Annotated in this window: 11 protein-coding genes and 1 tRNA gene; 3 read left to right on the top strand and 9 right to left on the bottom strand. The window is 66.7% G+C overall.

Annotated elements, in window-relative coordinates:
* Positions 1-114: 114 nt before the first annotated feature.
* The 7 genes from WS91_RS00480 to WS91_RS00510 form a co-directional block, all read right to left on the bottom strand.
* Positions 115-199, bottom strand: a tRNA-Leu gene (locus WS91_RS00480).
* A gap of 107 nt (positions 200-306) precedes the next feature.
* A complete protein-coding gene (gene secG, locus WS91_RS00485; RefSeq protein ID WP_038747374.1) occupies positions 307-684 on the bottom strand; it encodes a preprotein translocase subunit SecG in 378 nt (125 codons plus the stop codon).
* 84 nt (positions 685-768) lie between these two features.
* The gene (gene tpiA, locus WS91_RS00490) at positions 769-1,569 is read right to left on the bottom strand and encodes a triose-phosphate isomerase (RefSeq protein WP_197419469.1); all 801 of its coding nucleotides are present in this window, start codon (positions 1,567-1,569) and stop codon (positions 769-771) included.
* Positions 1,570-1,628: 59 nt separating this feature from the next.
* Positions 1,629-2,648 carry an NAD(P)H-quinone oxidoreductase gene (locus WS91_RS00495; protein ID WP_038747266.1) on the bottom strand — a complete coding sequence of 340 codons (1,020 nt, stop codon included), beginning with the start codon at positions 2,646-2,648 and terminating at the stop codon, positions 1,629-1,631.
* 115 nt (positions 2,649-2,763) lie between these two features.
* Positions 2,764-4,905 (bottom strand): polyribonucleotide nucleotidyltransferase, encoded by a 2,142-nt coding sequence (gene pnp, locus WS91_RS00500; RefSeq protein ID WP_038747269.1) that lies wholly within the window; start codon positions 4,903-4,905, stop codon positions 2,764-2,766.
* A gap of 299 nt (positions 4,906-5,204) precedes the next feature.
* The gene (gene rpsO, locus WS91_RS00505; protein WP_038747271.1) at positions 5,205-5,474 is read right to left on the bottom strand and encodes a 30S ribosomal protein S15; all 270 of its coding nucleotides are present in this window, start codon (positions 5,472-5,474) and stop codon (positions 5,205-5,207) included.
* 106 nt (positions 5,475-5,580) lie between these two features.
* Positions 5,581-6,855 (bottom strand): branched-chain amino acid ABC transporter substrate-binding protein, encoded by a 1,275-nt coding sequence (locus WS91_RS00510; RefSeq protein ID WP_059669564.1) that lies wholly within the window; start codon positions 6,853-6,855, stop codon positions 5,581-5,583.
* 303 nt (positions 6,856-7,158) lie between these two features.
* Between WS91_RS00510 and WS91_RS00515 the strand changes: the two genes are divergently transcribed.
* The 3 genes from WS91_RS00515 (at position 7,159) to WS91_RS00525 (ending at position 10,333) form a co-directional block, all read left to right on the top strand.
* Positions 7,159-7,671: a hypothetical protein gene (locus tag WS91_RS00515; RefSeq protein WP_038747277.1), complete on the top strand. Its 513-nt coding sequence runs from the start codon at positions 7,159-7,161 to the stop codon at positions 7,669-7,671.
* Between the two features lie 436 nt (positions 7,672-8,107).
* Positions 8,108-8,743 (top strand): carbonic anhydrase, encoded by a 636-nt coding sequence (locus WS91_RS00520; RefSeq protein WP_038747279.1) that lies wholly within the window; start codon positions 8,108-8,110, stop codon positions 8,741-8,743.
* Between the two features lie 54 nt (positions 8,744-8,797).
* Complete coding sequence (locus WS91_RS00525; protein WP_038747282.1) at positions 8,798-10,333, top strand: SulP family inorganic anion transporter; 1,536 nt, start codon at positions 8,798-8,800, stop codon at positions 10,331-10,333.
* A 128-nt stretch (positions 10,334-10,461) separates the two neighbouring features.
* On the opposite strand, the gene WS91_RS00530 is transcribed toward WS91_RS00525, so the two are convergent.
* On the bottom strand, positions 10,462-12,009 hold the full coding sequence (locus WS91_RS00530) for a 2-isopropylmalate synthase (protein ID WP_038747284.1): 1,548 nt from the start codon (positions 12,007-12,009) through the stop codon (positions 10,462-10,464).
* Between the two features lie 371 nt (positions 12,010-12,380).
* Positions 12,381-13,253, bottom strand: a complete 873-nt coding sequence (pssA, locus tag WS91_RS00535) for a CDP-diacylglycerol--serine O-phosphatidyltransferase (protein ID WP_038747289.1) — start codon at positions 13,251-13,253, stop codon at positions 12,381-12,383.
* Positions 13,254-13,268: the final 15 nt, after the last annotated feature.

Genomic DNA, 13,268 nt, shown 5'->3' on the forward strand with positions numbered 1-13,268 from the left:
ACACCGTTCCGGGGAAAGGATCATTTCGGACTACCGGAGAACCCAAGCCGAGCGCAAGGGTAGCCCAGAAATGAAAAATGCCAGCCACACGAAGCGGCTGGCATTGAGTAACTTTGGTGCCGACGGCGAGACTCGAACTCGCACAGCTTTCGCCACTACCCCCTCAAGATAGCGTGTCTACCAATTTCACCACGTCGGCACTGCATGCAACCCGGGAAGAACTTTGTATCCCGCGAATCGCTTCAAGATTTAAATTCTAACCCGCTTCCTCAAATTGTTCAACGCACAAGCGCGAATTTTTTGAATTTATTTCGGCACGTCCTGACCAGGCGCGGACGCGGCCGACACGGCGGCCGGCGCGGATGCCGCGGGCGCCTGCGATGCCGCAACCGACGACGCCGCGGGCGCGGGAGCCGCACCGAGCACACCGACCGACGGCGCCGACTTGTACGAGCCGAGGTACGTCAGCGCGAGCGTCGCGACGAAGAAGATCGTCGCCAGAACGGCCGTCGTGCGCGACAGGAAGTTCGCCGAGCCCGTCGCACCAAAGAGACTGCCCGACGCCCCGCTGCCGAACGCGGCACCCATATCCGCGCCCTTGCCATGCTGCAGCAGCACGAGGCCGATCACGCCGAGCGCGGACAGCAGTTGGACCACGATAATCAAGACTTTCAAGTACGGCATATACATTCACCTGTTTGGTTTCAAGCAATCGGCGCACCCGCCGGCCGCCCCGCTATTCTTCGCGCGCCCGCGTCGTGCGAACGCTTACTGCGCTGCCTGGCAGATCGCCAGAAAATCGCCGCTCTTCAACGACGCGCCGCCGATCAGGCCGCCGTCGATATCGGGCTGGCCGAACAGTTCGACCGCGTTGTCGGCCTTCACGCTACCGCCGTACAGCAGCGACACGTGCGCCGCCCCCTTCGCCGCGAGCCGTGCGCGCAGGAACGCGTGCACCTGCTGCGCCTGCTCGGCCGTCGCGCTCTTGCCCGTGCCGATCGCCCAGACGGGCTCGTACGCGACGACGATGCGCGCCGCCTCGTCCGAGGACAGCGCCGCGAGCACCGCGTCGAGTTGCGCGCCGACGACCGGCTCGGTCGCGCCCGCCTCGCGCTCGGCGAGCGTCTCGCCGACGCACACGACGGGCGTCAGACCCGCAGCGAGCGCGCGCTGCGTCTTCGCCGCGACGGTCTCGTTCGATTCACCGTGATACGCACGGCGCTCCGAGTGCCCGACGATCGCGTAAGCCGCACCGAACTCCGCCACCATGCCTGCCGCGACTTCGCCGGTGTAGGCGCCCTGCTCGTGCGCGGACACGTCCTGCGCGCCCCACGCGACGCGGCCGCCCTGAAGCTGCGCCCGCGCTTGCGCGAGGTACGGGAACGGCACGCACACGCCGATGCCGACGTTATCGCCCACCGCTTGCGCGCCCTGCGCGACTTCGTTCAGCAACGCCTGGTTGCCGCTCAGGCGACCGTGCATCTTCCAGTTGCCGATCACCCGCTTGATTCTTTGTTTCGACATCGTTTGTCTCGTCGTGGACGCACCGAAGCCGGGCGTCGTGTTCATCTGGCGAAGCGAACCCGCGATTTTACTGCGGCGCTCGAGAACCGGTCAAACGACCGATGTCAAGCGTTCGCACCCCAATCGAGCACGATCTTGCCGACGTGCTCGCTGCTCTCCATCAGCGCATGCGCGTCCGCGGCCTGCGCGGCCGGCAGCACTCGATAGACGACGGGCTTCACGCGCCCGTCCTCGATGAGCGGCCACACATGCGCCTTCAGCTGCGCGGCGATGCGCGCCTTGAATTCGACGGGCCTCGGCCGCAGCGTCGAGCCCGTGATCGTCAAGCGCCGCCGCAGGATCTCGGCGAGGTTGATCTCCGACTTCGCCCCGCCGAGGAGCGCGATCACGACGAGCCGGCCGCCGTCGGCAAGCGCCGTCAGCTCGCGCGGCACGTACGCGCCCGCGACCATGTCGAGGATCACGTCGACGCCCCGATCGTGCGTGAGCGACTTCACGACCTCGACGAAATCCTCGGTCTTGTAGTTGATCGCGCGCTCCGCGCCGAGCTTCTCGCATGCGCGGCACTTGTCGTCGGTGCCCGCCGTCGCGAACACGCGAAAACCGCGCGCATGCGCGATCTGGATCGCCGTCACGCCGATGCCGCTCGAGCCGCCCTGCACGAGAAGCGTCTCCTGCGCGCCGCCTTCGCCCGCACCCAGTTGCGCGCGATCGAACACGTTGCTCCACACGGTGAAGAACGTTTCCGGCAACGAGGCGGCCTCGACGTCGGTCAATCCGCTCGGCACCGGCAGGCACTGCGCGAGCGGCGCGGCCACGTATTGCGCGTAGCCGCCGCCCGCGAGCAGCGCGCAAACGCGGTCGCCGAGCTTCAGGCCGAACGGGTTCGCCGCGGGGTCGGAAAGATCGCCGCCGACGATCTCGCCGGCGACCTCGAGGCCCGGCAGATCCGATGCGCCGGGAGGCGGCGCATAAGCGCCCTTTCTCTGGAACACGTCCGGACGGTTGACGCCGGACGCCGCCACCTTGATCAGCACCTCGCCGCGCCTCGGCTCCGGCTGCGGCCGCTCCGTCAGCTTCAGCACGTCGGGCGCGCCGAATTCGGTGATTTCGATCGCTTTCATGCACGTCGCTCCAAGATCGTGACGGGTTTGCGCACGCGATGCGCGCTCCGCAAACCGGTCCATCCTATGAAAAACGGCCGGCGCGCCTTCGCGCTGCCGGCCGTTGCGTCGCCGCTTACTGCTGCGGCGGCGTGTCCGTCTGAGCCGCCGCCTCGTTCAGCAGCGCCTTGGCCGACAGACGCACGCGACCCTTTTCGTCTGTCTGGATCACCTTGACCTTCACCTGCTGGCCTTCCTTCAGGTAGTCGTTGATGTCCTTCACGCGCTCGTTGACGATCTCCGAGATGTGCAGCAGACCGTCCTTGCCCGGCAGCAGGTTCACGATCGCGCCGAAATCGAGCAGCTTCAGCACGGTGCCTTCGTACACCTGACCGACTTCGATCTCGGCCGTGATGTTCTCGATGCGCTTCTTCGCTTCGGCCATGCCTTCGCTGTTCGTGCTCGCGATCGTCACGACGCCGTCATCCGAGATGTCGATCGTCGTGCCGGTCTCTTCGGTCAGCGCGCGGATCACCGAGCCGCCCTTGCCGATCACGTCGCGGATCTTTTCCGGGTTGATCTTGATCGTGATCATGCGCGGCGCGAATTCCGACAGCTGCGTGTTCGCTCCGGCGACCGCTTCCTTCATCTTGCCGAGGATGTGCATGCGGCCTTCCTTCGCCTGCGCGAGCGCGACCTGCATGATTTCCTTCGTGATGCCCTGGATCTTGATGTCCATCTGCAGCGCGGTCACGCCGTCGGCCGTGCCGGCCACCTTGAAGTCCATGTCGCCGAGGTGATCTTCGTCGCCGAGGATGTCGGTGAGCACCGCGAACTTGTTGCCTTCGAGGATCAGGCCCATCGCGATGCCCGCGACGTGCGCCTTCATCGGCACGCCGGCGTCCATCAGCGCGAGGCAGCCGCCGCACACCGACGCCATCGACGACGAACCGTTCGATTCGGTGATTTCCGACACGACGCGGATCGAGTAGCCGAATTCGTCGGCGCTCGGCAGACACGCGACGAGCGCGCGCTTCGCGAGGCGGCCGTGGCCGATTTCGCGGCGCTTCGGCGAGCCGACGCGGCCCGTTTCGCCGGTCGCGAACGGGGGCATGTTGTAGTGGAGCATGAAGCGCTCGCGGTACTCGCCTTCGAGCGCGTCGATGATCTGCTCGTCACCCTTCGTGCCGAGCGTAGCGACGACGAGCGCCTGCGTCTCGCCGCGCGTGAACAGCGCCGAGCCGTGCGTGCGCGGCAGCACGCCCGTGCGGATCTCGATCGGGCGCACAGTGCGCGTGTCGCGGCCGTCGATGCGCGGCTCGCCGCTCAGGATCTGGCCGCGAACGATCTTCGCCTCGAGGTCGAACAGGATGTTGCCGACCGTTGCCTTGTCGGCCGCGACCGTGCCGGCCGCCGTCGCTTCTTCTTCCAGCTTCGCCGACGTCGCTGCGTACACTTCCTTCAGCTTCGTCGAACGCGCCTGCTTGTCGCGGATCTGGTAAGCGGCGAGCAGTTCCGGCTGGGCGAGCTCGGTCACGCGTGCGTTGAGCGCCTCGTCCTTCGGCACCGGCTGCCAGTCCCACTCGGCCTTGCCGCCTTCGCGCACGAGCTCGTGGATCGCGTCGATCGCGGTTTGCATCTGTTCGTGGCCGAACACGACCGCGCCGAGCATCACGTCTTCAGGCAGTTGCTCCGCTTCCGATTCGACCATCAGCACCGCACGCTCCGTGCCCGCCACGACGAGGTCGAGGCGCGACGCCTTGATCTGCTCGCGCGTCGGGTTCAGCACGTATTCGTTGTTCACGTATGCGACGCGCGCGGCGCCGACCGGGCCGTTGAACGGCAGGCCGGACACGGCGAGCGCGGCCGATGCGCCGATCAGCGCCGGGATGTCGGCCGGGATTTCCGGGTTCACCGACAGCACGTGAATCACGACCTGCACTTCGTTATAGAAGCCTTCCGGGAAGAGCGGGCGCAGCGGACGGTCGATGAGGCGCGAGGTCAGCGTTTCGTGCTCCGAAGGACGGCCTTCGCGGCGGAAGAAGCCGCCCGGGATCTTGCCTGCCGAGTAGGTCTTCTCGATGTAGTCGACGGTGAGCGGGAAGAAATCCTGGCCCGGCTTCGCCGACTTCGCGCCGACGACGGTCGCGAGGACGACGGTGTCCTCGATATCGACGAGCACGGCGCCGCTAGCCTGGCGCGCGATCTCGCCGGTTTCGAGGCGCACCTTGTGCTGGCCCCATTGGAATTCCTTCACGACTTTGTTGAACAGAGACATGGTCGCTCCTTTCGTTCGTTATCGGACGCCGTGCGCGGACAAAGCCGGCACGGCGGCAGCGCGACCGGGCCACATGGGAAGAGGTGTGTTTTTTATGCCATTCCAGCGCCGTGCTCGCCGCCCGGCGTCGAGCGGGACGCGAACAGCGCGCTGGAATGACACAAAGCTCAACCCTTGTGCGCCTGGCCGGTTGTGGGCTTCGACAGCCCGGCGGCAAGCATCGTGCATGCCGCGAAAAAACAAAATGCCTGTATCAGCAGACTGACACAGGCATCTTGCTGAGGCGAGCAACGCCCCGATTACTTACGCAGACCCAGCTTCTCGATCAGCGCGCGGTAACGGTCGGCATCCTTGCCCTTGAGGTAGTCGAGCAGCTTGCGACGGCGGCTCACCATGCGCAGCAGGCCGCGGCGGCTGTGGTGATCCTTCGCGTGGGTCTTGAAGTGACCCGTCAGTTCCGTGATGCGCGCCGTCAACAGCGCGACCTGCACTTCGGGCGAGCCCGTATCGTTGGTGCCGCGCGCGAACTGAGCAACGACTTCCGACTTCTTGATATCAGCAACAGACATTTGATTTCCTTTCGACTGAACAGGCGGACACGGAAGAAAGGCCGTGCCGTGATTTACAACCGGCGCAAATTGTAGCACAGGTCGCTCGGCCGGCGAAGCCCGCCTTTCACGGGCGTTTCATACGGCAAGCGGCGGACGCCGCGCCCCGCGTGGGCGGCAGCTCGAGCACCGTCCGGAAGCCGTAGCCCGAGCCCGCGTTGTCGAAACGCACGCCCGGCGCGCCGACGCGGTCCATTTCGATCACATAAAGGGGTTGAATCAATTGATGATCGGCCGCGCGCATCTGCGCCGGATGGAATCCGTCGTCGTACCGCATTCCCTCGAGCGCCTTCGCGACGGCGACCGGATCGGCCGAGCCCGCGCGCGTCATCGCCGCGGCCAGCATCTCGATCATCTCGCTCATCCGCCGCACCGGATAGTCGTCCCGCGGCGCCGGGAAACGCGCGCGGAACGCCCGGTAGAACGCGTCGGACTGCGCGCCGCCCGCATTCGGGTGCCAATCGGCCACGGCGAGCACGCGCTTCACGCCCGCGTCGCCGAGCGCGGCCGGCGCATCGAGGCTGTTGCCGTAGAACGTGTAGAACTTCGTCGCGAGCCCCTGCTCGCGCGCCGCGCGCACGAGCAGCGTCAGATCGTTGCCCCAGTTGCCCGTGACGACCGCGTCCGCGCCGCTCGCACGAATCTTCGCGACGTACGGCGAAAAATCCTTCACGCGCCCGATCGGATGAAACTCGTCGCCGACGATCGCGATGTCCGGACGCCGCTCGCTCAACGCGGCACGCGCGAGCGCGCTGACGTCGCGCCCGAAACTGTAGTCCTGATTCAGCAGATAAACCTTCCCCACCGCGCGGTCGCGCGCGAGCACGTCGGCAAGCGCATCCATTCGCATGCCGGCATGCGCGTCGAAGCGGAAGTGCCAGAAGCTGCAATCGCGCCCCGTCAGCGCGGGATCGTCAGCCGAATAGTTGAGGAACAGCGCGCGATGCCCGGGATCGCGGACGTTGTGCTTATCGAGCGCGGCGACGAGCGCCGCCGCGACGGCCGAGCCGTTGCCCTGCGCGACGAAACCGATCCCCTTGTCGGTCGCGGCGCGCAGTTGGACGAGCGCTTCCTCGACGCCGCCCTTGCTGTCCAGCACGACGAGTTCGAGCGGATGGACGCCGTCGCGCAGCCGCACGCCGCCTTGCGCGTTGACGCGTTCGACGCCGAAGCGCAGATTGCGCTCGACCGCCGCGCCCGCGTTCGCGAACGGTCCCGACACCCCCTCGACGAGCGCGATCCGGATCGGCTCGCCCGTCGCGCCGGCCGACGCGGGCAACGGCATCGCCAATGAAAGCGCCGCCGAGGCGGCGGCGGCAAAACGCATCCAATAGGAAGACATTGCGTGATTTCCTGCGCAGTCGGTTCGTCGAGCGCTGGATCATAGGCGAGCGCCCGGCGGGCCGGCAAGCCGCACGAGCGCACGACGCGAGGAATGCCGGCGGACATCGACCGTCCGAACGGTCGGCTGGACAACGCCTCGGCCGCGGCCCGCCGCGCCCGCCCTCGGCTCCGGAGGCCGCCCGAAACCGCGGCATCGCTTTCGCCGCGCCGTTCCGCCGCGGATGCCGGGCCGCGCAAACTTTTCCGGGCCGGTACGCGCACGCGGTGGCCCGCCGTGATAAAACGTCGCCATCCCCGCCTCATGGAGAAACGTATGCTCGCTCGTCTCCCGGTTCTGTTCGCTTGCGCGGCGGCGCTTCTCGCCGGCTGCGCGCAGCCGTGGCAGCAGTTTCGCGCCGGAGAGGATTCGTCGGCGATCGTCGCTCGGATGGGGCCGCCGCGCGAAGTCTACGATCTGCCGAACGGCGGCAAACGCCTGATGTGGCCGACCCAGCCGATGGGCGAGGTCACGACGGCCGCCGACATCGACGCTCACGGCAGGATCGTCAACGTTCGGCAGGTGCTGCAACCGCTCGAGTTCTACCGCGCCGAGATCGGCAAGTGGACCAAGACCGACGTGCTCGTGAACTTCGGCCGTCCGGTCGAGACGTCGTACTTTCCGCTGATGAAGCGCGAAGTCTGGACCTATCGCTACCTCGAAGACAACGTCTGGTACATGCTCTACAGCTTCTACTTCGACGACAACGGCATCCTGCGCCTCACGCAGAAGACGCCCGATCCGCTGCACGATCCCGACCGCCGCTCGCTGTTCTGATCCCCCGCCGCCGGCCGCCCGGCCGGCGCCCCCCTTTCGGGAAGTCATTTAATGCACGCGGGCTCTTAAATGACTTTTTTATCATTTTCAGATTAGCTTTTTAAAATTTTTGTCATCTTTCATGACGCGGCAATATCGTGGTTATCGCGTCGATGAAATCAAAATCCCAAAAATCCCCTGCCGCCCCATCCCCGCTGGACGGGCGTCTCACGCCCATTTCGGTGCGACATGCACTCTTTCCAGCCACTTGCTTTTCACGGTTGGTGCAATCGCCCTATCCCTGAAAATAAATTGCAACAGAATATTTCAAATTGAACTTCCGATTACAAGTTCCCCCTAATATCACACACAACAACCTTTCAATTTAGAAAGCCAATGGTTCCGCGCCGATGCATGTTTGCGTCGCCGCTACCGCACGCATAAGAAGGAATCCTCAATGAATCGCCCGAAAAGCATGCTCGTCGCCAATATCGCCTGGGCCAGCGAGACGTCCGAGCGCTCGCCCGACTTCTTCGACACGCTGTCGCGCGGCCAGAATCCGCGCGTGCTGTGGATCGGCTGCGCCGACAGCCGCGTGCCGGCCGAAACCATCACGCAGAGCGCGCCAGGCGAACTATTCGTTCACCGAAACATCGCGAACATCTTCCAGCCCGACGACGACAACTGCGCGAGCGTGCTCGAGTACGCGGTCAAGGTGCTGAAGGTCGATCACGTGATCGTCTGCGGGCACTACGGCTGCGGCGGCGTGCGCGCGTCGCTGCTGCCGCCGTCGCACGAGCTGCCGCACGTGAACCGCCGGATCGCGCCGCTGTGCGCGCTCGCCGGCCGCCATCGCGCGGAGCTCGACGGCGTGCCGCCCGACCAGGCCGCCGACCGGCTCGCCGAGCTCAACGTGCTCGAGCAGGTCCGCCTGCTGCGCAGCTCGCCGATCATCCGCGACGCCGATCCCGCCCCGCTCGTGCACGGCTGGATCTTCTCGCTCGCCGACGGGCGTCTCAAGGAACTCGCGTCCGGCTACGCGGCCGCCGAACCGGCGCCGCAAGCCGAACGCGCAGAAGCGGCGGCCGCCTGATAGGCCCGCACCGCCGCACGCACTCAAGCCTCAACCCGTTTTTCTCCGTTCACTATGAAGAATCTACGCGCTTACTTTTCCACGTTTCCGCGCGACTTCGTGGCCGGCACCGTCGTGTTCCTCGTCGCGCTGCCGCTCTGTCTCGGAATCGCCAACGCATCCGGCGTCGAGCCGTTCGCGGGCCTCGTGTCCGGCATCGTCGGCGGCCTCATCGTCGCCGTGCTGAGCGGCTCGCCGCTATCCGTCAGCGGCCCCGCCGCGGGCCTCGTCGTGATCGTCGTCGACGGCATCGCGCAGCTCGGCAGCTTCCAGGCGTTCCTGCTCGCCGTGCTGCTGTCGGGCGTGATCCAGTTCGGCTTCGGTCTCCTGAAGGCCGGCCGGTTCGCCGCATACGTGCCGTCGCCCGTGATCAAAGGCATGCTCGCCGCCATCGGCATCCTGCTCATCGTCAAGCAGATGCCGTTCGCGCTCGGCCTGTCCGGCGACGGCGACTCACCGGGCCACGCGGTGCTCGCGTCGAGCGCGATCGCGTTCGCGTCGCTCGCGCTCCTCGCCGTGTGGGAGACCCGCGCGATGCGCCGCTTCGCGTTCGTGCGCCTTGTGCCCGCGCCGCTCGCCGTCGTGATCCTCGGCATCGGCGCCACGGTTCTGCTCGGCTTCGTCTCGCCGAATTTCGCGCCGCCCGCCGAGCACCGGGTCGCGCTGCCCGAGCTCGCTTCGTTCGCCGCGCTCGGCAATGCGCTGAAGACCGTCGACCTCGGCCCGAACTTCGCGTACCTGCTGAGCCCGGACGTGTGGCGCATCGCGATCACGATTGCCGTCGTCGCAAGCCTCGAGACGCTGCTCAGCCTCGAAGCGGTCGAGCAGATCGATCCGAAACGCCGGCCGTCGCAGCCGAATCGCGAGCTGAAGGCGCAAGGCATCGGCAACCTCGTCGCGGGCGCGATCGGCGGCCTGCCGATCACGTCGGTGATCGTGCGCAGCTCGGTCAACGTGAATGCAGGCGCGCAAAGCCGGATGTCCGCGATCGTGCACGGCGTGATGCTCGTCGTCAGCGTGTTCGCGCTCACCGGGCTGCTGAACCTGATCCCGCTCGCGAGCCTCGCGGCGATCCTGATCCACACGGGCTTCAAGCTCGCGAAGCCAGCGCTCTTCACGTCGGTCGCGAAGCAGGGCCCGGGTGCATTCCTGCCCTTCGCGGTGACGATCGCGGGCGTGCTCGCGATCGACCTCCTCGCCGGCATCGCGCTCGGCCTCGCGTGCTGCGTGCTGGCCGTCGCGTGCGCGAATCTGCGCAGCCCGGCGACGCTCGCGCAGCACGACGACCACTATCTGCTGTCGTTCCGCAAGGACGTGTCGTTCCTCGGCAAGGTGCAGATCAAGCAATATCTCGCGCAGATTCCGGATCGCGCGGTCGTCATCATCGACGCGACCCGCGCCGACTACATCGACCACGACGTGCGCGAGATGATCGACGCGTTCGTTGCGGAAGCGCCGCTGCGCGAGATCACGGTCGATTACCGGCGCCAGGTTCAGCACGCGCGCGGCGGCGGCTTGCGCTCGTTCTTCCGCAGCCCGACGACGCAGTAAGCGCCTGGGCCGGCCGGCATGCGCCGGCCCGTCGCGCAGTAAAAAAAACGCCCCGCGAGGCCATCGGCCCGCGGGGCGTCGTTCGTTCGCGGCACGGCGGCGATGCCGCCGCGCTCGCGTATCGCGCGTCACGCGCGCTGCGGATTCAGCTTGTCGACGTTCGAATACAGCTTGTTGAGCGCGGCGATGTACGCCTTCGCCGACGCCGCGACGATGTCCGGATCGGTGCCGACGCCGTTGACGATCCGCCCGCTCTTCGACAGGCGCACCGTCACTTCGCCCTGCGCCTGCGTGCCCGTCGTGATCGCGTTGACCGAATACAGCAGCAGCTCGGCGCCGCTGCCGACTTCGGTCTCGATCGCGTTGAACGTCGCGTCGACGGGACCGTTGCCGCTCGCCTCGCCCGCCACTTCGTCGCCGTCGACCGCGAACACGACCTTCGCCTGCGGCCGCTCGCCCGTCTCCGAGCGCTGCGCGAGCGACACGAACTTGTAGTGCTCGTGCTCGTGCGCGAGCGCCGATTCCTCCTCGGTGACGATCGCGATGATGTCCTCGTCGAAGATCTCGGCCTTGCGGTCGGCGAGATCCTTGAAGCGGGCGAACGCGGCGTTCAACTCGGTTTCGCTGTCGAGCGACACGCCGAGCTCCTGCAGGCGCTGCTTGAACGCGTTGCGGCCCGACAGCTTGCCGAGCACGATCTTGTTCGCGGTCCAGCCGACGTCTTCCGCACGCATGATCTCGTACGTGTCGCGCGCCTTCAGCACGCCGTCCTGGTGGATGCCCGACGCGTGCGCGAACGCGTTCGCGCCGACGACCGCCTTGTTCGGTTGCACGACGAAACCGGTGATCTGCGACACGAGCTTCGACGCCGGCACGATCTGCGTCGTGTCGATGCCGAGCTCGAGACCGAAATAGTCCTTGCGGGTCTTCACGGCCATCACGATTTCCTCGAGCGACGTGTTGCCCGCGCGCTCGCCGAGGCCGTTGATCGTGCATTCGACCTGGCGCGCGCCGCCGATCTTCACGCCGGCGAGCGAGTTCGCGACCGCCATCCCCAGATCGTTGTGGCAGTGCACCGAGAAGATCGCCTTGTCCGAGTTCGGGATGCGCTCGCGCAGCGTCTTCACGAGGTTGCCGTACAGCTCCGGCACGCCGTAGCCGACCGTATCCGCGATGTTGATCGTCGTCGCGCCCTCGGCGATCACCGCTTCGAGCACGCGGCAGAGGAAATCCATGTCGGAGCGGCTGCCGTCTTCCGGCGAGAACTCGATGTTGTCGGTGAACTTGCGCGCGAAGCGCACCGCGAGACGCGCCTGCTCGTACACCTGGTCGGGCGTCATCCGCAGCTTCTTCTCCATGTGCAGCGGCGACGTCGCGATGAACGTGTGAATCCGGAAGCTGTCCGCAGGCTTGAGCGCGTCGGCCGCGCGCTGGATGTCCTTGTCGTTCGCGCGCGCGAGCGAGCAGATCGTGCTGTCCTTCACTTGCGACGCGATCGCTTGGATCGCGTCGAAATCGCCGTTCGAGCTGGCCGCGAAGCCGGCTTCGATCACGTCGACCTTCATGCGCTCGAGCTGCTTCGCGATGCGGATTTTCTCTTCCTTCGTCATCGACGCACCGGGCGATTGCTCGCCGTCGCGCAGCGTCGTGTCGAAAATGATCAGCTTGTCTGTCATGGGGACTCCAGGTGTCGAATGGGGAAACACACGTGATGAAGCTCGCGCCGCCACCGCAGGCGACGCTAGACAGCAGACGAAGCTCGACGGAGGGCGAAAACGGTCAGCGCGGCAGGCGCGCTAGCGCTAGCGCGCGTAGCGGCGCACCGGCTAGAAGAAGGGAGAGGCGGGAAAATGCGGTCATGGCGTCGAATATAGCGGCATTCCCGGCCGCGCGCAATCGGCGGCTTTCCGAGGGCCGGAACACCGCGCCGCGCGCCGCCCGGGCAAGACTCGCGCAACAAAACGGCGGCCCCGCGGGCCGCCGTCTCGGGTGCGCTTCCGGCAGGAACCGGGCGCGAACCGGGCTCATTCCGGCGCGCAAGCGCGCGTCAGTGCTCCCGCTGCGACGAGCGCGCCGGATTGGCGCGGCCGCGCACGGCCATATAGGCCCAGAACACGTAGCCGGACAATCCATACAGCACGAACAGGCCGAACAGCATCAGCGGCGGATCGGACGACACGAGCACGAACGCGACGACGACGAGCAGGATCGCCGCGAACGGCACCCGGTGCCTCACGTCGAGCGCCTTGCCGCTGTAGAACGGCGCGTTCGACACCATCGTCACGCCCGCGTAGACCGTCAGCGCGAACGCGACCCACGGCAGCCAGCCGAGCTTCATCGGCACGCGGTTGTCGGTCGCGAGCCACACGAAGCCCGCGATCAGCGCCGCGGCGGCCGGGCTCGGCAGCCCCTGGAAGAAGCGCTTGTCGACGACGCCGATGTTCGTGTTGAAGCGCGCGAGGCGCAGCGCGGCGCCCGAGCAGTAGACGAACGCGGCGAGCCAGCCCCAGCGGCCCAGATCCTTCAGCACCCACTCGTACATCACGAGCGCGGGCGCGACGCCGAACGACACCATGTCGGACAGGCTGTCGAACTGCTCGCCGAACGCGCTCTGCGTGTGCGTCATGCGCGCGACGCGGCCGTCCATCCCGTCGAGCACCATCGCGGCGAAGATCGCGATCGCCGCGGTTTCGAAGCGCACGTTCATCGCCTGCACGACGGCGAAGAAGCCGCAGAAGAGCGCGGCCGTCGTGAACGCGTTCGGCAGCAGATAGATGCCGCGCGTCCTCAGGAACTGCTGGCGCGCGGCACGCCGACTCTCGACGGGCGCGACGTCCTGCGCGACCGATTTGTTGTGACGAAACGACCTCGGCCACGGAGCGTTGCCGTTGCGCGGCCGGCGCGGTTTGAATGCGGCCATCGATACGCCTTCCCG

Source organism: Burkholderia sp. MSMB1498 (genome assembly GCF_001526245.1).
GTDB classification, from domain to species: domain Bacteria; phylum Pseudomonadota; class Gammaproteobacteria; order Burkholderiales; family Burkholderiaceae; genus Burkholderia; species Burkholderia savannae.